We start from the raw sequence: 22,267 nt of genomic DNA on the forward strand, positions 1-22,267 counted from the left end.
GGTGAGGCCATGAGTCTGAACCGGCGGCTGATCTCCAACGGCTTCAACGATTTGGAGAAGAGCACACGCTTTCTCGAATCGTCCGAACTCGATGGGGTGGACCAGCACCGGCTTTTTGCCGGGTTTGCTTACGCCGCCGATCCGGACCTGGCCCTCGTATCCTTGGTCCGGCTGCTGGAGCGACATCCTCAGCTGGCCGAACTGGTCAACGCCGGGGAGGACGAGAGCGAGGCGCTGTTCCGGCTGCTCGGTTCCTCGGAGGCATTGGCCGAATTTCTGCTGCGCCGGCCGGAGCATCTGGACGTTCTTTCGGCCAAGGTCAGCCCTGAACCGGGAGCGGTGCCGGCAGACAAGCTGCGCGCCTCACTGCTGAAGTCCGTCGGAGCCGATCCGTCCGCCGAACAGCCGCTGGCCGCCCTGAGCGGCAAGGAGGCCTACAGCCTGCTGCGGTCCACCTACCGGCGGCACTTGGCCGAACTGGCCATCCGGGATCTCGGCGCGGCCTCTCCGGTGGACTATATGCCCTCCGTGGGACGCGAACTGGCGGACCTGGCCGCTGCGGCGATTGAAGCCGGGTTGGCTGTCTCCCGCGCTGAACTGGCCGCGCGGTTCGACCCTGAGGAGATCGCGGCCGTGCGCCTGGCCGTGATCGGCATGGGCAAATGTGGCGCCCGCGAACTCAACTACATTTCCGACGTCGACGTGGTCTACGTGATCGAAGCCGACGGGATGGACGAGGCCCACGCCTCCACCATCGGCACGGCCTTGGCCGCCGGGATGAGCAGGGCCGTCTTTTCCGCCGGACCGGAGCCCGGCCTGTGGGAAGTGGACGCCAATCTCCGTCCTGAGGGCAAGGAAGGCCGGCTTGTCCGCACGCTCGAATCCCACCTGACTTACTACAAGCGGTGGGCCCAGAGCTGGGAGTTCCAGGCGCTGCTGAAGGCGCGCGCCATCGCCGGGGATTCAGACTTGGGCCGCCGGTACGAGGAGGCCGTAGCACCGTTGATCTGGAACTCATCGGAACGGGATGGCTTCGTCGAGTCCGTGCAGGCAATGCGCGGACGGGTGACGGAGAACATTCCGGTGCATGAGCGCGGCCGCCAGCTCAAACTCGGCCGCGGTGGGCTGCGTGACGTGGAATTTACCGTTCAGTTGCTCCAGCTCGTTCATGCCCGGGTGGACGAAACCCTCCGGGTCCGGGATACCACTACGGCCATCGCGGCCTTGAGCGCGGCTGGCTACATTGGCCGCTCCGATGCCCGGGAGTTCGACGAAGCGTACCGCTATTTGCGGGTGCTGGAACACCGCATCCAGCTGGTCCAGCTGCGCCGGACGCATTTGATGCCCCAGGCCGACAATGCCTTGCGTGCGCTGGCCAAATCCTCGCTCGGCTCGCTGGAAACGCAGCGGCCCGGCCCCGAAGCCCTGCTCCAGAGGTGGCAGCGGACCAAGCGCCGGGTACGCGAACTTCACGAACGGATTTTCTACCGTCCGCTGCTGGTCTCCGCCGCCAACCTGAGCGCGGACGAAGTCCGGCTGACGCCCGAAGCCGCCCAGGCCCGGCTCGCCGCATTGGGATACGTAGATCCCCGCGGAGCGATGCGCCATATCGAGGCATTGACCGGCGGAATCAGCCGGCGGTCCCAGCTGCAGCGCCAGTTGCTCCCCGTCCTGCTGGAATGGATCGCCGACGGTGTCGACCCGGACTCCGGCCTGCTCGGATTCCGGCGGCTGAGCGAGGCGCTGGGGGAGTCGCACTGGTATCTGGGCATGCTCCGTGACTCCAGTTCGGCAGCGGAACGGCTTTGCCACGTCCTTTCCAGCAGCCGCTTCATTACTGACCTGCTGGAAGTCTCGCCCGAGTCTGCGGCCTGGCTGGGCTCCGACAAGGACCTCGTTCCGTGGTCGTTCGACGCGCAGTGGTACGAGATCCGGCACAAACTGGCCCGCCATCAGGACCCCAAGGCGGCCATGCGCCTGATCCGGCTGATCCGCCGTCGCGAAACGCTGCGGATAGCCATCGCGGACAGCTCAGGCCTGCTGGATCAGCGGCAGGTCGGCATTGCGCTCTCCGACACGGACCGGGCGGCCGTTCTCGGTGCCCTGCACGTTGCCGAGGCAGCTGTCTTCGCCGAGGAGGACCAATTGACCAACCTCCTCGTCGTCGCCATGGGACGACAAGGCGGCAGGGAGATCGGTTACGGCTCGGACGCCGATGTCATGTACGTGCACAAGCCGCTGCCCGGCGGCGACAACGATGCGGCCCAGCAGCAAGCTATGAAGATTGTTTCGCAGATTTCGGCCCTGCTCCAGCAGCCGTGCAGTCCGCCCGTGCTCGCCGAGCGCACCCTCGAGCTTGATGTGTCGCTGCGTCCGGAGGGGAAGAACGGCCCGATCGTGCGTTCGCTGGACTCGTACCGGGAGTACTACCAGCGGTGGTCGCTGATCTGGGAGGCGCAGGCCCTGTTGCGTGCCCGGCCCATCGCCGGCGACGACGACCTCGCGGCCGAGTACATCGCACTGATCGATCCCATCCGTTACCCGGCAAACGCCGGCCCGGACGACGTCCGCGAGATCCGCCGGATCAAAGCCAGAGTGGAATCGGAGCGCCTGCCCCGCGGCGCGGATCCATCCCGGCACCTCAAGCTGGGCCGCGGCGCGCTGAGCGATGTGGAGTGGCTGGTGCAACTGCTCCAGCTGGAACACGCGCACCGGATACCTGAGCTACGGACAACCGGCACCTTGGAGGCGCTGGAAGCGATCAGCGAGGCAGACCTGCTCCCGGATGCCGATGTGCTCACGCTGCGCCAGAGCTGGTCCCTGGCGAGCCGGATCCGTTCGGCAAACATGATCTGGAGTGGAAAGAACGCGGACCTGCTGCCATTTTCGCGGCGCGATCTGGAAGCCGTTGCCCGCTGGTGCGGCTACAGTCCGGGACACGCCGGTGCCATCGAGGAAGACTATCTGCGGATTACCCGGCGCACCCGCGGCATCTTCGAACGCTACTTCTACGGCTACGGGACCTAACTTGCAGAGTTTCCGGTTCGAGGGACTAGGCTGGTGCACAACTGCGACAACAGGAGTATTCGATGACCGAAATTGACGTCCTTGCCAAGGAACACCTTGCCGCAGCGATGGAAGCTACGCACGGCCGCAGCGCCGCGATGGTGGCCCAGGACGGTCCGCTGCGCCAAACGGTGCTGGCCCTGCGGGCGGGAGCGGCCCTGGGCGAGCACAATGCGCCGCTGGCCGCCAGCATCTATGTCCTGGAGGGCTCGGTCACCGTAGTCTCGGCCGGCGGGCGGCTCGTCGTTAATGAGAACCAGCTCGAAATCATCCCGCAGGAACGCCACTCGGTCGAAGCCAACGAGGACTCCGTTTTCCTGCTCACCGCTGTTACCGAAACCCACGTGGACTCCGGCGCCGGTAAAGGATAACTACTTCGCCTCAAGTAGGTGCCGTTCGTCTTGAACGCTGATGGCGTAGGCAAAGAGCGCTTCTTGGTGTTCGCGGTAGTGGTGGGCACACCAGGAGAGCATGCCGCCGGTGTCGAGCATGACCTGGACGTAGGCGGGGGCCCCGCATCGATCACACAACATTTCGCCCTCCTGGCAGTGATGCAACTGGCGTGTATCTCCAGTGTGCCCCTCTGTGCTTGGGGTGGGCTTGGGATGAATGTTCGGTGAACAAAGCAGAGTCCGCACGCGCTGCCGCCACCGAAGTGTTGGCCGCTCGTGCGGACTCTCTGCAGACTAACCGCAGTTCTGCCGCGGGATCTGGCTAGCAGCCGTAGTAGAGCTCGAACTCGTAGGGGTTCGGGCGCAAGGCCAGCGGCGCAATTTCGTATTCGCGCTTGTAAGCGATCCAGGTGTCGATCAGGTCCTGGGTGAACACACCGCCGGCCTGCAGGAACTCGTTGTCGGCCTCCAGTGCCTCCAGCGCTTCCTCCAGGGAACCCGGAGCCTTCTGGATGTCCTTGGCCTCTTCGGCAGGCAGCTCGTAGAGGTCCTTGTCGATCGGGTCGGCCGGCTCAATCCGGTTCCGGATGCCGTCAAGGCCTGCCATCAGCTGGGCGGCGAAGGCCAGGTAGGGGTTAGAGCTGGGGTCCGGGGCGCGGAATTCGAGGCGCTTGGCTTTCGGGTTGGAACCGGTGATCGGGATGCGGATTCCGGCGGAGCGGTTGCCCTGCGAGTAGACCATGTTTACCGGCGCTTCGAAGCCCTTGACCAGGCGGCGGTAGGAGTTCACCGTCGGGTTGGTGAAGGCCAGCACGGCCGAAGCGTGCTTGAGCAGGCCGCCGATGTACCAGCGGGCGGTGTCGGACAGTCCGGCGTAGCCCTTTTCGTCGTAGAAGAGCGGCTCGGAGCCGTTCCAGAGCGACTGGTGGCAGTGCATGCCCGAGCCGTTGTCGCCAAAGACGGGCTTGGGCATGAAGGTCGCGGACTTGCCCCAGGCATCCGCCACGTTCTTGACGATGTACTTGAACTTCAGCAGATCATCGGCGGCATGGGTCAGCGTGGTGAACTTGTAGTTGATTTCCGCCTGGCCGGCGGCGCCGACCTCGTGGTGGGAGCGCTCAACTTCGATGCCTACCTCGTCCAGCTCGACACAGATGGCGTCGCGCAGGTCGGCCTGCTTATCGGTCGGGGCAACGGGGAAGTAGCCGCCCTTGACGGGGGTCTTGTAGCCCTGGTTGCCGCCATCTTCCTTGCGGCCGCTGTTCCAGTAGGCCTCGACGGAGTCCACCTTGTAGAAGGAGTGCTCCGGGCTGGACTGGTAGCGTACGTCGTCGAAAATGAAGAATTCGGCTTCGGACGCAAAGTAAGCGGTGTCCGCGATACCGGTCGATGCCAGGTATGCTTCGGCGCGCTCGGCAACGCCGCGGGGGTCGCGGTGGTACGGATCCCCGGTACGCGGGTTCACGATCGAGAAGTTCAGCGCAAGGGTCTTCTCCACGCGGAAAGGATCGATGAACGCGGTGGTGACGTCGGGAATGAGCTGCATGTCGGACTCGGCGATGCCCTGGAACCCCCGGATGGAGGAACCGTCGAACAGCTGGCCGTTGACAAAGAATTCCGCGTCAACGGTCTTGGCCGGCACGTTGAAGTGCTGCTGGACGCCTGGCAGGTCTGTGAATCGGATGTCGACGAACTTTACTTCTTCGTCGGCGATGTACTTGAGGACCTCGTCCGCATTCTTGAACATCGGGTCATGCTCCTTACGCATTCATGGGGGTACCTGCCGGCCGCAACACAGGCGCCAGCAACAGTTACTAATGTAGAAGCAGGGAATTTCCCTTTGGTGTCGCGATTGTTTCCGGCAGGTTACTTAATCGATGTGCCCCTAAGCCTAGCGCGGTGATAGCGTGCGCACCCAGACGACGTTACACAGGTCACTTCCGGCGGCCGTCACGACCAGGTCCCGCGCGGAGGTCGGTAGGCTAGAGGAGTGGTAAGCAGAAAAGACCTTGGTTCCTGGCTCGAGGGGCCGCCTCCCTCCAAAGAGCAGCAGTGGCCCGGCCAGCGGTTGGGGCTGCCCCAGCGCGGCCCTGGCTCGATCGCCCGCCTCGGCCGGCGTGTCATTGCCCTGATGATCGACTGGATCCTGTGCTATCTCATCGCCGCCTGGCTGTTCGACGGCAACGAGCTGAGCATTCTGCTGATCTTCGCCATTGAACAACTGCTGCTGGTCAGTACGCTCGGCTACAGCATTGGCCACCGCGCAGTTGGCATCCAGGTGCGCAAGCTGGACGGGTCTGCCGCCGGACCGCTCGTGGCCGTTGTCCGTACCGTGCTGCTCTGTCTGGTTGTTCCCGCCGTAGTCTTCGACGCCGATCAGCGCGGCCTGCACGACCGCGCGATGGGCACCGTCCTGATCCGCATGTAGTCCGAAAACCTTGACAAACGACGCCGGCGCCCCACCTTGGAAAGGTGAGGCGCCGGCGTCGTTATTGGCTTGAAAGGGTCAGCGGCCGCGCATTGCCTTGCGGTCCGGGCGGGCCTTGAACGGGTCGACGCCCTTCGGGATGGGAAGTTTGTTACTGCCGAGGGCCTGCAGTCGCTTGTCCACCGCATGCACTTCCTGCTTGGTCAGTTCCTTCTTGAGCTTCTGGACCTTCTTGGCTACCTTGCTCAGTTCAACCTGGCCCTCGCCGCGGCCGGTTTCGATGACGTGGACCTTCACGTTGGGCAGGATGCGGTTCAGCTTCCGGCGCTCGGAGTCCACCAGGGTCTTGACCCGGTTTGAAGGGCCTTCGGTCACGAGGATGACGCCGGGGCGGCCGATCGCACGGAAGACGGCATCCTGGGTCCGCGGGTTGACTGCTACAGGCTGTTCCTGCAGGATCCAGCCGCGGCGAAGCACGCTCAGGGCCGCTCCGGAAGCACCCGGCTGGCCCTCGATCTGGGCAAAGGCGGCGCGTTCGGCACGGCGGGAGAGGATGAAGGTCGCCGCCAGCAGGCCCAGCGGGACGGAGATGATCAACAGGGTGACCCAGTTGTTGATCAGGAACCCGATGAGCAGGCCAATGGCTACGATGCCCAGGAAGGCCAGCAGCATGAGCCAGACTACGTTGGGATCGTTGCGCCGGGTCATCTGGAAGACCTGGCCGATCTGCTTCAGGCGCCCGGGGCCTTTTTTCGCCTTGGCAGGCTTCTCGGCTTTGGGCTTGCGTGAGAAGAGACCACGCTTGGTATTTGCGTCGGAATCGGTGCTATTGGCCATAATGACTCAATTCTATCGTGAAGCCGGCCGGAATTTTGGCCGTGGCGCGGGCACAGCGAGAGGGCCCGGCGCTGCGGCGTCCGGACCCCCTCGGGTGAAAAGTTGCAGCCGGGCGGCGCTACCGGGAAATAAGGCTGGCGGCTTCCTGCCGGGTGGCGCCGGAATCTTCGATGCCTTCGGCGATGTGGGCGAGTTCCGGGGGCAGCTCCCGTCCCTTCTTGCGCATCGCGGTGGCCCAGAGCCGGCCGGCCCGGTAGGACGAACGCACAAGCGGGCCGCTCATGACACCGAGGAAGCCGAGTTCGAGGGCTTCTTCCTGCAGTTCCACGAACTCCTGGGGCTTGACCCAGCGTTCCACCGGGTGGTGGCGTTCGGTGGGCCGCAGGTACTGGGTGATGGTGATCAGGTCGCAGCCGGCCTGGTGCAGGTCGCGCAGCGCTTCGGAGATTTCTTCGCGGGTTTCGCCCATGCCCAGGATCAGGTTGGACTTGGTGACCATGCCGTGCTGCTGGCCCTGCGTGATGACGTCCAGGGAGCGTTCGTAGCGGAAGGCTGGGCGGATGCGCTTGAAGATGCGCGGCACCGTCTCCACGTTGTGGGCGAACACCTCGGGTTTGGTCTCGCAGATGGCGCTGATGTGCTCGGGCTTGCCGGAGAAGTCCGGGATCAGGATTTCGACGCCGGTGCCTGGGTTCAGCTCGTGGATCTTGCGGATGGTTTCCGCGTAGAGCCAGACGCCTTCGTCGGCCAGGTCGTCGCGGGCCACGCCGGTGACGGTGGCGTAGCGCAGGTTCATCTGCTGGACCGACTGGGCCACCTTGGTGGGCTCCAGGATGTCGATGGGGGAGGGTTTGCCGGTGTCGATCTGGCAGAAGTCGCAGCGGCGGGTGCATTCGGAGCCGCCGATGAGGAAGGTGGCTTCGCGGTCTTCCCAGCACTCGAAGATGTTGGGGCAGCCGGCTTCCTCGCAGACCGTGTGCAGCCCTTCCTTCTTGACCAGGTTCTTCATGCTCACGTATTCGGGGCCGATGTTGACCTTGGCCTTGATCCAGTCCGGCTTGCGCTCGACCGGGGTAGCCGCGTTCCGGGCTTCGACGCGCAGCAGACGCCGTCCTTCGGGGGCGAGAGTCACTTCAGGGCTCCTTCGGGCTGGCTGATGCCAGCTGTGTTGGCGGTGTTCTCGGGCAGCCCGGCCGGTTTGACCAGCGATGCCTCGTACTTGTTCAGTTCCTCTTCGACCCGGCCGGCAACATCGGCGGGGGAGATGTTGCGTCCCGCTTCCACACTCATGCTGGTGGTTCCGGCGTCGGTGATGCCGCAGGCGATGATCTGCGCATAGGGGGCCAAGTCATTATTGCAGTTCAAGGCGAAGCCGTGCATGGTCACGCGGTGGTTGACCCGGATGCCGATGGCGGCAATCTTGCGGTCCTGCCGGTCGCCGTCGCCCTTGATCCAGACACCGGAACGGCCTTCGATCCGGGACCCGTCGATGCCGAAACCGGCGAGCACGTTGATCAGGACCTGCTCCAGAATATCCACGTAGTCGGCAACCTTGGTGGGGTCCGGCAGGGCGAGGATCGGATAACCGACCAGCTGCCCGGGGCCGTGCCAGGTCAGCTTGCCGCCGCGGTCCACATTGATGATGGGCGTGCCATCGAACGGCTTCTCATGTTCTTCGGTCCGCTTGCCAGCCGTGTAAACAGGGCTGTGTTCCAGCAGGAGGACTTTGCCCTCAGCGGTGCCGGCAACCACATCACTGTGGATTCGACGCTGCAGGTCCCACCCTTCCTGGTAGTCGACGAAGTCGGGGGCAAACCCTATTCGGGAAAACTCAAGGCTCATGGCGACAGCCTACGCCTTGTGCCCGTGGTGGCTCCATTTGTGTGAAGGGCCCCTGGCTGTGGATAACTTCTGCAGCGGAACGGCGGCTGTAGTAAATCTGGACCATGATGCTTCAGCACCCGTCACATGTCGGCGACAGCAGCCCTGCAGATGAGCCGGCCCGGCCGCAGGTACCCGGATTCCGGGTGCAACGCTGGCTCGGCAGGGGTTCTTCGGCCGCCGTGTGGTTGGTGGCGGAAGAATCCGGCGGCCACGAATACGCGCTGAAGGTCTTTAATCCCGACGCCGATGCCCGTCCGGAAGCGGATCGGGAGCGCCTGCTGACCGACGGACTGCGGCATGACCATCTGCTGCAGGTCTTCCGAAACGTGGAGACGGACGCCGGACCGGGATTGCTGCTCGAATACGCCGCGGGTGGATCGGTGTCGTCGGTCATTGCCGCCCGGGGCCCCTTGTCCGTGGCCGAAACAGTTACGGTGCTGACGCCGATCGCGCAGGCCCTGGCGTTTCTACATGCGGGCGGCCGGACCCATGGCGATGTTTCGCCCGGCAATGTCCTCTTCACCTCCATGGGCAAACCGCTGCTGGCGGACTTCGGCATTGGCCGTGCCCTGGGCAGCCATCGGGCCGACGACGGCGGGACGCCGGGATTCCGTCCATCGTCGCCGAGGCGGGGCGATGCCGGGCAACGGCTGGAGCCGGAAGCGGACATCTACGCCCTGGCCGCGTTGGGCTGGTTTATGCTCACCGGACGGGTTCCGGCCGCCACTGCCCAGCGCCCGCCGCTGAATGTCATGGTGCCGGAAGTGCCGCTGCCGTTGGTGGAGTTGCTCGAAGCGGCACTGGCGGATGCTGCCGCACAGCGGCCGGAGGCGGAAGAGTTTGCCCGCCGGGTTTACCGGACCGCGGACCCGGCACCGGTGGACCTGTCTGCCGCGGTACACCCGTCGGTGGCCCCGCAGTTGCTGACCCGGCGGATTGCCCGGGACAGCAAGAAACGGAAGGCTTTCGGAGCCAAGCTGCGCAAGCCGCTGGCGGTAATAAAGCCGGGCAGCCTCCGGAAGCCGCAGGTAGTCGGTGCCGCTGCCGTGTCGGCCCGCGGGGGCAAAGCTCCCCTTGGCCGCGTCCTTGTAGCTGTTGCTTCCTTGGCGATCGCCCTGGCGCTGGCCGTTTTTGCGGGAAACCTGCTCGTCGGGCCCGGGGCAACTGACATTCCCGGAGATCCGGCTGCGCAGGCCGCAGCAGCGGCGGCCCCGGGCGGGGCCACAGCCAACGCAACGGAGCCGCCGGCCGCTCGGCCGCTGCCCGAAGAGCTGGTGCAGGCAGCTACAGCGGAAGATCCAGCCGTTGCCGTTGCTGCCTTGGCCTGGTTGCGGACGGAAGCACTGCGGAGCAGGGATGTGTCCCTGCTGGACGACGTCAACGTCGCCGGGTCCGCTCCTATGGCGGCGGACACGGAGATCATTTCCACGCTGGCCTCGCTGGAGCATTGGTTCAGCGGGCTCGCAACCAAAGCGGAGGACGTCCGGACGGTGTCCCATACGGGAACTTCAGCGATGGTCGAAGCCACGATCAGCACCTCTCCCTTTGAGCAGCGCGATGCCGGCGGTGGTCACGTCCGGTCCGTGACGGAGGCGAAGAGGCAGCCGCTGGTGCTGGTGCTGGAACGCCAGGACGGCAGGTGGCTGATTAATGAAGTCCGCGACGGCGACTGACACGGCGGGGTCCAGCCGACTCAGCCGCGGCGGCCCAACTCGTCGTGGATCCAGCGGACGGCGTCCTGCAGGTTTGCCTGGCCGAACTCGAACCCTGCTGCATCAAGACGTTCCGGGAGCATGCGTTGGCTCGCCAGGATAATGTTCTCAGCCAGGCCGGGCAGAACCGTGGTCAACACCTGCTGCGGGACGCGGATCATCGAGGGACGGTGCAGTTCGGCCGCCAGGACGGACACCAGCTGGTCCACCTGGGCCGGAGCCGGCGCGCACACATTGACGGGGCCGGTCAGCCCCGATTCGAGCAGGAAAGCCAAGGCGCGTACTTCATCGGCAAGCGTGATCCACGGCCACCATTGCCGTCCGGAACCGAGCGGGCCGCCCAGGCCCAATCTGAGCGGCAGCAGCAACCGCGGGAGGGCTCCACCGTGGGGTGTCAGCACCACGCCGGTACGGGTCACGATGGTGCGACACGAGGCCTGCAGTGCGGCCTCTTCCCAGCGCCGGCAAACATCCGCCATCACGGGCGAACTGCCGGCAGCGGATTCTTCCGTGAGGACCTCATCGCCGCGTTCCCCATAGATTCCGGAACCGGATTGGCTGATAAAGACCTTTGGTGGGTTCTCCAGTTGGTTAATGGCTCCGGCGAGGGTGCGAGTGCTGGCAATACGGGAGGAATACAGCTGCTCTCGCGATGACCTGGTCCAGGGTCGTGCCCGCAACGGTGAACCGGACAAGTTGACCACGGCGTCGTGGCCGGCGACGACCCTCGGATCAAGACGGCCGCCCGCCGGATTCCATTCGAACTCGCCCTCACCGCGCGGCGGGCGACGGACCAGCCGGCCAACTCGGTGTCCGGAGGAAACCAGGTGCCTGGCAAGCGCCTTGCCGATCAGTCCGGACGCGCCGGAAATGAGGATCTTCATCTGCCCATCACATCATCGAATAACCAGTTGGGGAACGGCCTGCGGCAAGTCACCGACCGGACTGCCGCAGCGGGATGGTTAAGATCGAAGCATGACTTCATCGAGTTACTTCCGCTATCCGCACGTCCACGCCGAGCTGGTCACCTTCGTGGCCGAGGACGATGTGTGGGTGGCACCGCTTCAGGGCGGCCGGGCCTGGCGGATCTCGTCGCTGGGGCTTCCTGCCCGGAACCCGCGTTTCTCACCCAATGGCGGGCATATTGCGTGGAGCGTGGTGCAGGGCAGCGCGCCCGAGGCTGTCGTAGCGGCCGTGGACGGCGGCGGCTTCCAGCAGTTGACGTACTGGGGCCACGCCTCCACCCGGGTCAAGGGCTTTACCGCAACCGGCGACGTCATTGTCACCAGTGCCCACCAGCGTGAAGAATCCCGCCATACCTGGGCGCACGCGGTGCCGTTGGACGGCTCCGTCGCCGAGGTGCTGAAGTTTGGTCCGGTCGATTCGATTGCCTTTGGGCCCGTCGTCGGTGACGAGCGTCCCGTGGTGATCGGCAGCGTGCTCTCCCGCGAGCCTGCGTGGTGGAAGCGCTACCGCGGCGGCACCGCCGGCAAACTCTGGATCGACCGGGACGGATCGGACGAATTCCAGCGTCTGGCGGCGGAATTGGACGGCAGCCTGACGGACCCCCTGTGGATCGGCGGCCGCATTGCTTTCCTCAGCGACCATGAAGGCTACGGCAACCTCTACTCCGTCGCGCCGGATGGTTCCGGTCTGCGCCGGCATACCGATCACGAGGAGTTCTACGTCCGGCACGCTTCCACCGACGGACAACGGATTGTGTATGAATCCGCCGGCGAACTCTGGCTGGTGGAGTCGCTCGGTGATGAACCCAAGAAGCTGGACATCAGCCTCGGTTCGGCATCGACCTCGCGCCGTCCGCGGCCGCTGGACGTTGCTCGGCACCTTGCCGCCGCCGTTCCCAACCAGGACGGTACGGCCTCGGTTGTGGAAAGCCATGGAACCATCCACTGGCTCACCCACCGCGACGGACCCTCGCGCGTAGTCGAAGCTACCCCCGGCGTCCGCGCCAGGCTGGCTCGCCCGCTCGGTGCGGACACGGTGATTTACGCCGCAGACCACGACGGCGTCGAGGCGCTCTACCTCCGCCGCGTATTCGAGGATCTCCCTGTCGCCACTCCGGGGGAGTCCGCGAAGCCCAAAGCGCCCGAACCGGAAGCGGACGCAGCCCTGCCCCGGCCGGTCTCCGCCTCAGCCGTGGTGGCGGACCCCCAGACGGCATCGCCGTCGTCGTCCATTTCTACGGATGAAACAGCGAACGACGGCGGAACGCCGGCTAAGCAGGCAGCCAGCCGCCTCAGCGGAACTCGGCGCATCGACTTTGCCGCCCCCACACGCGTGAGCACCATTTCCGCCAGCCCCGATGGCAAGCTGGCGGCCGTGGCGACCGAATTCGGCCAGCTCCTGGTGCTTGAGGCAGAATCCGGCGAGCTGCGCGAAGTAGCTTCGACGGGCCATGGCGCGATCAACGAGGTGGTTTTTTCACCCGATTCGCGGTGGCTCATGTGGACCGAACCGGTGTCGTCCGAGGGCAGCCGGACCAAACTCAGGCTGGCGGAGGTCACCACGTCCGGTGGCGACGGCGTCCTGGACATCACCGACGGCCGCTTCCGGGACCACGGACCGGCCTTCAGCCCGGACGGCAAGTTTGCGGCGTTCCTCTCGGAGCGCAGCTTCGACCCGGTTTACGACACGCACAGCTTCGACTTGAGCTTTCCGCAGTCCACCAAACCTTTCCTGGTGGCGCTGGACTCCGCGACCCCGTCGCCGTTCGGCCCGGCGGTCCACGGCACCGTACCCGAGCCGGCGCCGGAGGTCGGCGCAGAGCCTGACGGGCCGGCCGGCATTCCGCCGGTTGTTGTCGACCCGCTGCAGCTGCCGGCGAGGATCGTTCCCATCCCGGTGCCGCAAGGCCGCTACAGCAGCCTGAGCGCGGTTGACGGTGCACTGCTCTGGCTGGCCACGGACGCGGCGGGGGTCACCGGTGAAGGCCGGGCATCCGCGGAAGATCCCGACCAGCCGAACAGGCTGGAGCGGTTCGACATCTCACGCCGGGAGGTAAGCGTTTTAGTACCGGCGCTGGAATCCTACGCCGTGTCCGGGGACCGCAAGCACCTGGTGTATCTGAACAAACAGCAGGTCCGGGCCGTGCCGGTAGCCGCCAAGGTCGAGGACGACGCGCCGGACAGCGTCCAGGTGGACCTGAGCCGCATCCGACTGCTGCTGGATCCGCTGAAGGTGTGGGGCCAGGCCTTCGACGAGGCCTGGCGGCTGCAGCGGGACTTTTTCTGGGCCGAGGACATGGCGGGCCTCGACTGGGACGGGATCCACCAGCAGTACCGTCCGCTGGTGGAACGCCTCGGCTCGCACGATGACCTGGTGGACCTGCTGTGGGAGCTCCACGGCGAGCTGGGTACGTCGCACGCCTACGTCACTCCCGCACCCGTGACCGAGCCCGGGGCCGGCAAGCAGGGGCTCCTCGGCGCAGATATCGTCAGCACGGACGCCGGGTGGAGCGTGCAGAACATCCTGGCAGGTGAGTCATCGGACCCGCTGGCACGTTCCCCGCTGAATGCACCCGGTGCCGGGGTCAGGAACGGCGACATTATCGCCGCCGTGGACGGCATTGCGGTGGACCGGCGCAGCGGTCCGGGGCCGCTGCTGGTGGGAGCCGCGGGCAAGACGGTGGAGCTGACCATCATCAACGGACCCGAGACGCAGGAACGTGGCAAACAACGCCGGATCGCCGTGGTGCCCGTAGCGGATGAAGAACGGTTGCGGTACCAGAACTGGGTGGCCGGAAACCGGCGGACCGTGCGTGAGGCTTCCAGCGGGGGCTTCGGCTACCTGCACATCCCCGACATGGTGGCCCGCGGCTGGTCGCAGCTGCACCGGGACCTGGATGTGGAGACCACCAGGGACGCGCTGATCATCGATGTACGCAGCAACCGGGGCGGACATACTTCCCAGCTCGTGGCGGAGCTGATCGGACGCAAGGTCACCGCCTGGAACCTTGCCCGGGGTGAGCAGCCGGGAACGTATCCGGCCCACGCCCCGCGAGGCCCCGTCGTCGTACTTACGGATGAATATGCCGGTTCGGACGGGGACATCATTACGCAGGTCGCCAAGCTGCGTGGCATCGGCCCGGTGGTCGGCACACGGACGTGGGGCGGCGTAGTGGGAATCGACGGCCGGTTCTCGCTAGCCGACGGCACCGGCGTCACCCAGCCGCGGTATGCCTTCTGGTTCACGCAGGATGTGGGCTGGAGCGTGGAGAATTACGGAGTGGAACCGGACATCGAGGTGCCGTATCCGCCGCACGCCTACGCCGCGGGGGAGGACCCGCAGCTGGAGCACGGCGTGGGTATCCTCAAGGAGATGCTGAAAGAACTGCCGACCGACCGGCCGCCGGCGCTGTCCGGGTACCGTTCGCTCCGGCCCGGCAAGCTGCCGCGGCGCCCGCAGGACGTCGGCTGAAAGCCGCTCTGAACAGTGAAGGACCCCGGTGCAGATTGCGCACCGGGGTCCTTCAGTTAATGCGCTAAAGCAGCAAGCTAGCTGGCCAGCGTTGCTTCGACGGTGATGCTCGGAACCGAAGCCAGCGCACCCGATACCGGGCAGGTGTCCTTGGCGCCGGTGGCCAGGCGCTGGAAATCGTCGTTGCTGATGCCCGGGACGGTTGCGTCCACGGTCAGGCGGATTTCGGTAATCCCGGTGCCCGGCAGGAAATCCACGGCAGCCGAGGTCTTGATGCTCTCGGCGGTGGTGCCGTTTTCCTTGAGCATGTTGCTGAACTGCATCGAGTAGCAGGTGGCGTGGGCAGCGGCCAGGAGTTCCTCAGGGCTGGTCTTGCCTTCCGCCTTTTCCGCGCGGGCGTCCCAGGTCACGTCGTAAGTGCCGAGGCCGGAGGTGTCCAGGGACGTCTGGCCGGATCCGGTGAAAAGGTCGCCCTTCCATACGGTGTGGGCCGAGCGGGTTGTAGCCATGTGCACTCCTTGGGTCGGAACTGATTCGGATGATCCTACTGTGCGGGCAGCGGCCACTGGCCGGTGCCTTCGTCTTCATCCTAGGGTGCGGCAGAATCGTTTGCCACCACGTTGCGTCCCGGCGTGGAACGCAGCGACGGACAACGGAAAAGTTACGGCCGGCATGCCAACGGCCGGCATCCCCAGAGGGAGGCCGGCCGTTGGATAAAGCCCTTGGATCAGTTCCAGAGGGTGGCGAGGGCTATGTTGAGCAGGGCCAGACCGCCTACTGCATGTGCCAGGCCGGTTGAGATGGGTTCATTGGCCTTGTACTTGCGGCGGCCAATGAAGGCCAGCACACCGACAACGAGGGCGATGACGAGCTTGATGCCGAGCTTGACGTAGTTGGCATCCATGTCCAGAGCCGGGATAAGTCCCATCATGATGACGCCGGTGATCAGTTGGAGCATGGCGCCGTCGAACTGGCGCGGGTGGACGGTCGGCTTCTTCATGTTGCCGATCCAAATGCCCACGATCATGGCCGCACCTACGATGTGCAGAAAGACAAAAATGCTGTAAAGGATCTCCATGGCATTTAGCCTATCGGCTCTGAGCAGGGATTACGTCGCGCCACGGAGCAGCAGCAGTCAAATTTTCTACGAACTGTAGTAAGAACCCATCAGAACCACGGCCGTTAAGCCGACTACGGCGGCGGGTGACGTTCGTTGGAACGCCACCCGCCGCCGTCGTTGTCCGGACCTTGCTAGAGACCCAGGTCAGCCTCGAAGGCTCCCTCTTCCAGACGGGTGCGCAGCGTCTGCAGGAAGCGTCCTGCGTCGGCGCCGTCGACCAGGCGGTGATCGTAGGTCAGCGACAGGTACATCATGGAGCGGATGGCGATCGAGTCGTCGCCGTTCGCGTCGGAGACCACCACCGGGCGCTTGACGATCGCACCGGTGCCGAGGATACCTACCTGCGGCTGGTTGATGATCGGGGTGTCGAACAGGGCACCCACGCTACCGATGTTGGTGATGCTGAACGTACCGCCGGACAGCTCGTCCGGGCCGATCTTGTTGGTCCGCGTGCGGTCCGCAACATCGGCGATCTTGCCGGCAAGACCTGCCAGGTTCAGGTTTCCGGCGTCGCTGATGACCGGCACGAGCAGGCCCTTGTCCGTGTCCACTGCAATCGCCAGATGCTCGGCGTTGTGGTAGGTGATTTCCTGCTTCTCTTCGTCGTACGAAGCGTTCAGCTTGGGGTGCTGCTTGAGCGCTTCCGCGACTGCCTTGGCGATGAACGGCAGGAAGGTCAGCTTGGCGCCGTTCTGCTCCTGGAAGGAGTTCTTGGCCTTGGCACGAAGCTTGGCAACCTTGGTCATGTCCACTTCGTGGACCTGCGTGAGCTGCGTGGAAACGTCCAGCGACTCGCGCATGCGGCGGGCAATGACCTGGCGGATGCGCGGGGCCTTCTCCACCGTGCCGCGCTTGCCGGCACCGGCAGCAGCCGGAGCGGACGCCGCGGCCTTGCCTGCCGACGGGGCGGCCTGGGCTGCAGGTGCCTTGGACGACTCGGCAGCGGAGAGCACGTCCTGCTTGCGGATACGCCCGCCGACACCGGTGCCCTTCACGGAGGACAGGTCGATGCTGTGCTGGTTGGCCAGCTTGCGCACCAGCGGAGTCACATACCCGGCGTCGGATCCGCCGGCAGCTTCGGCAGGCTCGGCCTGGGCGGGGGCTGCCGGTGCCTTCTCAGGAGCGGGGGGCGCTGCCTGCTTGGCGGGAGCTTCTTCCTTGGCCGGAGCGGGCTGCTCGACCGGCTCTTCGCGCTGCTGCGCAGGTGCGGCGGCAACGGGCTCGGCCTCTGCCGGAGCGGCCTGGGCGGGGGCGCCTGCGCCGGAGCCGATGACGGCGAGGACGGAGCCGACCTCGGCGGTCTCGTCCTCGTTCACCCGGATCTCCTGCAGCGTACCGGCTACCGGGGAGGGAATTTCGGTATCAACCTTGTCCGTGGAGACCTCAAGCAGCGGCTCGTCGACGGCTACCTCATCGCCGACCTGCTTCAGCCAACGGGTGACGGTGCCTTCAGTGACGCTTTCCCCCAGCGCGGGGAGCGTGACCTCGGTGCCCTCGCCCGAACCGGACGTGCCCTTGGCGCCGGACTCGGCGGCCGGAGCAGCCTCCTGCTTCGGAGCCTCTTCGGCGGGAGCTTCCTGGGCCGGTGCCTCCTGAGCCGGAGCTTCCTGAGCCGGAGCGGACTCGGCCGGGGCAGCGCCGGAACCTGAACCGTCGCCGATGCGGACCAGTGCGGCGCCGACGTCGGCAGTTTCGTCTTCGGCGACGAGGATTTCCTCGATGACACCCGCAACCGGGGACGGGATCTCGGTATCGACCTTGTCGGTGGAAACTTCGAGCAGGGGCTCGTCTACTTCTACCCGGTCACCGACCTGCTTCAGCCAGCGGGTAACGGTACCTTCGGTGACACTTTCACCGAGGGCGGGCAAGTTCACGGTTTCAGACATTTCGTCCCCGTTCTCCTTAAATCTGTTTTCTCCGGTCCAGCTCTGGTCGGGCTGGGGAATCTTGTTTTGAGCTTAGTGCACCCCGCCTCAGGACGGAGCGCACTAAGCAGGGGACTGGCTAACCGTGAAGCGGCCGGCCGGCGAGGGCCATGGCGGCCTCGCCGAGGGCCTCGTTCTGGGTCGGGTGTGCGTGGATCAGGGCCGCGACGTCCTCGGGGTAGGCTTCCCAGCTCACGATCAGCTGCGCTTCACCGATCTGCTCGCCGATGCGGCCGCCGATCATGTGCATGCCGACGATGGGGCCATCCTTCTGGCGGACCATCTTGATGATGCCGCTGGTGCCGAGGATGGAACTCTTGCCGTTGCCGGCCAGGTTGTACTCGGCAGTTTCGACGTTCTCCTTGCCGAACTTCTCTTCAGCCTGCGGCTGGTTGAGCCCAACGGAGGCGATCTCGGGTTCGCAGAAAGTGACCTTCGGGATATTGATGTCTTCAACGATGGCCGGGTTGTTGCCGGCGATTTCCTCGGCCACGAAGATGCCCTGCTGGAACCCGCGGTGGGCCAGCTGGACACCGGGAACGATGTCGCCGACGGCGTAGATATTGCCGACGCCGGTGTGGCAGCGCTCATCGGTGATGACGAATCCGCGGTCCACGGTCAGACCGGCTTCCTCGAAGCCCAGGCCGGACGTGCTCGCCCCGCGGCCAACGGCCACGAGCAGCAGGTCGCCGTCGAAAGTCTTGCCGTCGGCGAGGGTGACGACAACGCCGTCGTCGTTCTGCTCTACCTTTTCGAAGAAGACGCCGGTGTTGGACTTGATGCCGCGCTTCTTGAAGGAACGCTCCAGGACCTTGATGATCGACGGGTCCTCGTTCGGAACGAGGGAAGGCAGGCCTTCGACGATGGTGACATCCACACCGAACGACTTCCAGACCGATGCGAACTCGACGCCGATGACGCCGCCGCCGAGGATGACTGCCTTCTTCGGCAGTTCCGTCATGTCCAGGGCCTGCTCCGAGGTGATGACCTTGCCACCAATTTCCAGGCCGGGCAGGGTCTTCGAGTAGGAGCCGGTGGCGAGGATGATGTTCTTGCCGGTGTAGGTGGTGCCGTTGACCTCAACGGTGTCCTTGCCGGTGAGCTTTCCCTCACCCTCGATGACGGTGATGCCCTTCATCTTGATGAGTCCGCTCAGGCCCTTGTATTTGCCGGCAACGACGCCGTCCTTGTAGGCCTTAACCGCACCCAAATCAATCGAATCCAAGGTCACGTTCACGCCGTACTTGGCGGAATCGCGGGCATGGTCGGCCAGTTCAGCCGCGTGCAGCATCGCCTTCGTCGGGATGCAACCCCAGTGCAGACAGGTACCACCCAGCTTGCCCTTTTCAACCAGGCCTACCGTGAAACCCAGTTGTACGGCACGCAAAGCGGCGGCATATCCACCGCTGCCGCCGCCGAGTACCAGGATGTCGAATTCTTGCGCAGTTGCCGAATCGGCCACGTGAACGCTCCCTCGGGGTGTCAGGACGTGCGTCCGCACGTCGACTTTGATTGGGTGAAGTGAATTTCTAGGTGTTTTCTGATCACCTTAGCGTCACTCAGCTACCATCATCTACTCGGTGAAGGTGAATCCGGACCGCAATGTGCGCGGATTCACTCCACTGTGTGATTGACGAATAGCGGCAGGGTGACGCCTGTCAAAAAGGTGACCCGTTTAGCGGGCTCTTGCCACCACGTCTTCCGCATAAGCTACCAGCGTCCGGACTGCGACGCCGGTACCTTCCTTCGGCGTGTAGCCGTACGCCGCGCCCTCGTTGAATGCGGGGCCGGCGATGTCCAGGTGCGCCCACGGAATCTTTTCCCCGTTGACTTCGCCGACGAATTCGCGCAGGAAGATGGCCGCCGTGAGCATGCCGCCGAATTTTTCGCCCATATTGGCCAGATCGGCCACCGGCGAATCCAGGCTGGAGCGCAATTCCTCGGGCAGGGGCATCGGCCAAAACAGCTCGCCCGCCCGGTCCGCCGCAGCCTTGACTGCGTCCCGCACACCGTCCTCGCCCATCACGGCGGAAACCCGGCTGCCGAGCGCAACCATCTGTGCACCGGTCAGCGTGGCAACGTCGATCAGCGCATCCGGCGCCTCCTCGCTCGCCGCAGCGAGTCCGTCGGCCATCACGAGCCGCCCTTCGGCGTCGGTATTGAGGATTTCGACCGTCTTGCCGCCGTACACAGTCATGACGTCCGAAGGCCGCTGGGCATGCCCGGACGGCATATTCTCGGCCAGGCACAGCCAGGCGGTAACCTTGACCGGCAGGCCCAGTTCGGCAATGGCCAGCAATGCGTTAAGTACGACGGCGGCACCCGCCATATCGCACTTCATCGTCACCATGCCGTTGGCTGGCTTGAGCGACAGACCGCCGGAGTCGAAGGTGATGCCTTTGCCGACAAAGGCGAGTTTGATCTTCGCCCGGGCAGGGGAGTACTCCACCTTGACCATGCGTGGCGGACGGGCAGAGCCCTTGCCGACGCCCACGAGTCCGCCGAAGCCCTCGCTTTCCAGCTTTTTCTCATCCATCACGGTCACCTTTACCGGCAGATCCTTCGCCAGCGCCGTGGCGGCATCGGCGAACGTTTCCGGGTAGAGGTGGCTCGGCGGCTGGTTGACCAGGGTGCGGGTGGCATTGACTGCACGGCCGATGATCTGCGCACGTTTGACGGCTGCAGTCACGCTCTTTTCGCCGGCCGCAGGGCTCAGCACGGTGACCGTTTCGACATGTTCGGGCCGTTTCCCGGACGCGGAGCCGCTGCGGTGTTCGTTGTATGAGTAGGCGCCCAGCGCCGCGCCTTCTGCCACGGCAGCCGCGGCGGCCGGTGTCTCGGCAGGCAGGGCCAGGGCCACACTGGAGATCCCGCCGAGCTGGCGCACCGCCGATCCGGCGGCCCGGCGAAGAGTCTCCTCGGACAGGGGGAGACCATCTTCCATCTTCCCCAGACCGGTCAAGACCAGGATTTCGGCATTGAGCTCCGGCAGGCCAGGCAGCCTGCGGACTTCATCGGTGGCGCCCGTGATGCCCAGTACCGCCAAGGAGTCGTTCAGTGCCTGGGCTGCTTTGCCATGGAGCGGACTGCCCACCAGGACCGGCCCGGATGAATCTTGGGCCACCCCCACCACCAGTGCATCGCACTGGATCTTTCGGACGTCCTTGGCCGTGGCATTGATCCTGGGCTCGGTGGTTCTGATCACGAAGTGCTGACCTCACTTGTCTTGAGTAGGAGTCCGGCGGGCCAACCCCGGCCGATGCGTCCATTCGTAGCGTTGTGTCTACAGTAGTCCGTAGAGGCTTTGATGCGCCGGAACTTGACGGAACGGCGCTGATTCCGATGCGGGCAGCTCCGGTTCCGGCCGCTTCGGCAGAGCCACGGAATTATTTCGCCAGCGGCTGCGCTGATACAAAAGATAGTTGCGCCACTGCGCGCCCAATCCGACCAATCAGAACGGAGGACAGGATGCTCGATGCTAATTCATTGTTCAGCACAAATGCCGAACTGATTGGTTCGCCGGAATTGCGTGGTCTCAACCTGGTCATGGGGTTTACCGGAATTGCCGAAGCCGGCCATGTCGTGTCCCAACTCGCGGAAGAACTGCTGGAGCAGTTGGATTCCGAACTCATCGCGTCCTTCGATGCGGACCAGCTCATCGACTACCGGAGCCAGCGGCCGCAGATTTCCTTTGTGGGCGACCATTTCACAGACTACGAGCGGCCGAAGATCGAGCTGTACCGGTTGCACGACGGGATGGGCCAGCCGTTTCTCCTCCTGACTGGTGCCGAGCCGGATTTGCAGTGGGAACGCTTCACGCGCGCCGTGATCGCCCTGGTCGAAAGGCTTGAAGTCCGGCTGGTGACATGGGTTCAGGCGCTCCCCATGCCCGTGCCCCACACCCGTCCGCTCGGTGTGACGGTCCACGGAAACCGGCCGGAGCTCATAGACGGTATTACGGCTTGGAAGCCAACCGCCCAGCTGCAGGCAGCCATCGGCCCCCTGCTGGAGGTGCGCTTGATTGAAGCCGGGCATGATGTCACGGGTTATTCCGTCCACGTCCCGCACTACCTGGCCGAGGCGGAGTATCCGCAGGCTGCCGTGACGGCGATGGAGTATCTGGGCGCAGCTGCTTCGCTGGTCCTGCCCACCGACCGGTTGCGCGAGACCGGCCGCGAGGTGGAGGCGCAAATAGCGCGGCAGGTTGATGAATCTGTCGAAGTCCAGCACGTGGTTAGCAAACTGGAAAAGCGCTACGACAAGTACGCCGAACACGAGACGCGTCGGTCACTGCTGACCAAGGATAATGACGAGCTTCCGGATGCCGAAGAGCTCGGTGCCGAAGTAGAAGCCTTCCTCGCCGGCCTTTCCGATACCTACCGCGGCCCTGAACCGGGCGCTGACTCCGCCGACTGAGGCTCGTTCGGTAATTAGTCTTCTGCCCGGAGCGCATCAATAATAAGAGG

Annotated in this window: 17 protein-coding genes; 6 read left to right on the forward strand and 11 right to left on the reverse strand. The window is 64.9% G+C overall.

Going from position 1 to position 22,267, the window contains the following annotated elements:
- Positions 1 to 9 precede the first annotated feature (9 nt).
- Both B0G38_RS12260 and B0G38_RS12265 read left to right on the forward strand, forming a co-directional pair.
- Positions 10 to 3,027: a bifunctional [glutamine synthetase] adenylyltransferase/[glutamine synthetase]-adenylyl-L-tyrosine phosphorylase gene (locus B0G38_RS12260; protein ID WP_264669719.1), complete on the forward strand. Its 3,018-nt coding sequence runs from the start codon at positions 10 to 12 to the stop codon at positions 3,025 to 3,027.
- 62 nt (positions 3,028 to 3,089) lie between these two features.
- On the forward strand, positions 3,090 to 3,437 hold the full coding sequence (locus B0G38_RS12265) for a cupin domain-containing protein (RefSeq protein ID WP_264669720.1): 348 nt from the start codon (positions 3,090 to 3,092) through the stop codon (positions 3,435 to 3,437).
- Here the strand turns inward: B0G38_RS12265 and B0G38_RS12270 are convergent, their stop codons facing one another.
- Complete coding sequence (locus B0G38_RS12270; RefSeq protein ID WP_169994581.1) at positions 3,438 to 3,599, reverse strand: DUF7455 domain-containing protein; 162 nt, start codon at positions 3,597 to 3,599, stop codon at positions 3,438 to 3,440.
- Positions 3,600 to 3,780: 181 nt separating this feature from the next.
- A complete protein-coding gene (gene glnA / locus B0G38_RS12275; RefSeq protein WP_264669721.1) occupies positions 3,781 to 5,205 on the reverse strand; it encodes a type I glutamate--ammonia ligase in 1,425 nt (474 codons plus the stop codon).
- Positions 5,206 to 5,448: 243 nt separating this feature from the next.
- On the opposite strand from glnA, the gene B0G38_RS12280 reads away from it, so the two are divergent.
- Positions 5,449 to 5,886, forward strand: coding sequence for an RDD family protein (locus tag B0G38_RS12280; RefSeq protein ID WP_264669722.1), 438 nt, complete (start codon positions 5,449 to 5,451; stop codon positions 5,884 to 5,886).
- 78 nt (positions 5,887 to 5,964) lie between these two features.
- On the opposite strand, the gene B0G38_RS12285 is transcribed toward B0G38_RS12280, so the two are convergent.
- The 3 genes from B0G38_RS12285 to lipB all read right to left on the reverse strand — a co-directional run bounded on the left by B0G38_RS12285 (position 5,965) and on the right by lipB (position 8,565).
- The gene (locus B0G38_RS12285; protein WP_169994586.1) at positions 5,965 to 6,723 is read right to left on the reverse strand and encodes a DUF4191 domain-containing protein; all 759 of its coding nucleotides are present in this window, start codon (positions 6,721 to 6,723) and stop codon (positions 5,965 to 5,967) included.
- A gap of 118 nt (positions 6,724 to 6,841) precedes the next feature.
- Entirely contained in the window at positions 6,842 to 7,855 is a 1,014-nt protein-coding gene (gene lipA / locus B0G38_RS12290; RefSeq protein WP_264669723.1) for a lipoyl synthase, read from the reverse strand.
- Positions 7,852 to 8,565 carry a lipoyl(octanoyl) transferase LipB gene (lipB, locus tag B0G38_RS12295; RefSeq protein WP_264669724.1) on the reverse strand — a complete coding sequence of 238 codons (714 nt, stop codon included), beginning with the start codon at positions 8,563 to 8,565 and terminating at the stop codon, positions 7,852 to 7,854. Before lipB ends, lipA begins: the two co-directional genes overlap by 4 nt.
- 104 nt (positions 8,566 to 8,669) lie before the next feature.
- Between lipB and B0G38_RS12300 the strand changes: the two genes are divergently transcribed.
- Positions 8,670 to 10,280, forward strand: coding sequence for a protein kinase domain-containing protein (locus tag B0G38_RS12300; protein ID WP_264669725.1), 1,611 nt, complete (start codon positions 8,670 to 8,672; stop codon positions 10,278 to 10,280).
- A 20-nt stretch (positions 10,281 to 10,300) separates the two neighbouring features.
- Here the strand turns inward: B0G38_RS12300 and B0G38_RS12305 are convergent, their stop codons facing one another.
- A complete protein-coding gene (locus tag B0G38_RS12305; RefSeq protein ID WP_264669726.1) occupies positions 10,301 to 11,203 on the reverse strand; it encodes a TIGR01777 family oxidoreductase in 903 nt (300 codons plus the stop codon).
- Positions 11,204 to 11,294: 91 nt separating this feature from the next.
- On the opposite strand from B0G38_RS12305, the gene B0G38_RS12310 reads away from it, so the two are divergent.
- Positions 11,295 to 14,756 carry a S41 family peptidase gene (locus B0G38_RS12310; RefSeq protein WP_264669727.1) on the forward strand — a complete coding sequence of 1,154 codons (3,462 nt, stop codon included), beginning with the start codon at positions 11,295 to 11,297 and terminating at the stop codon, positions 14,754 to 14,756.
- Between the two features lie 77 nt (positions 14,757 to 14,833).
- On the opposite strand, the gene B0G38_RS12315 is transcribed toward B0G38_RS12310, so the two are convergent.
- From B0G38_RS12315 to B0G38_RS12335, 5 genes are all read right to left on the reverse strand, one after another.
- Complete coding sequence (locus B0G38_RS12315) at positions 14,834 to 15,265, reverse strand: OsmC family peroxiredoxin (RefSeq protein WP_264669728.1); 432 nt, start codon at positions 15,263 to 15,265, stop codon at positions 14,834 to 14,836.
- Between the two features lie 218 nt (positions 15,266 to 15,483).
- Positions 15,484 to 15,834, reverse strand: coding sequence for a hypothetical protein (locus B0G38_RS12320; protein WP_139003734.1), 351 nt, complete (start codon positions 15,832 to 15,834; stop codon positions 15,484 to 15,486).
- A gap of 173 nt (positions 15,835 to 16,007) precedes the next feature.
- A complete protein-coding gene (sucB, locus tag B0G38_RS12325) occupies positions 16,008 to 17,762 on the reverse strand; it encodes a 2-oxoglutarate dehydrogenase, E2 component, dihydrolipoamide succinyltransferase (RefSeq protein WP_264669729.1) in 1,755 nt (584 codons plus the stop codon).
- Positions 17,763 to 17,880: 118 nt separating this feature from the next.
- Complete coding sequence (gene lpdA / locus B0G38_RS12330; protein ID WP_264669730.1) at positions 17,881 to 19,263, reverse strand: dihydrolipoyl dehydrogenase; 1,383 nt, start codon at positions 19,261 to 19,263, stop codon at positions 17,881 to 17,883.
- A gap of 213 nt (positions 19,264 to 19,476) precedes the next feature.
- Positions 19,477 to 21,006 (reverse strand): leucyl aminopeptidase, encoded by a 1,530-nt coding sequence (locus tag B0G38_RS12335; RefSeq protein ID WP_264669731.1) that lies wholly within the window; start codon positions 21,004 to 21,006, stop codon positions 19,477 to 19,479.
- A 263-nt stretch (positions 21,007 to 21,269) separates the two neighbouring features.
- Between B0G38_RS12335 and B0G38_RS12340 the strand changes: the two genes are divergently transcribed.
- Complete coding sequence (locus B0G38_RS12340; RefSeq protein WP_264669732.1) at positions 21,270 to 22,217, forward strand: proteasome assembly chaperone family protein; 948 nt, start codon at positions 21,270 to 21,272, stop codon at positions 22,215 to 22,217.
- Positions 22,218 to 22,267: the final 50 nt, after the last annotated feature.

The organism is Crystallibacter permensis (genome assembly GCF_025960875.1).
GTDB lineage: Bacteria > Actinomycetota > Actinomycetes > Actinomycetales > Micrococcaceae > Crystallibacter > Crystallibacter permensis.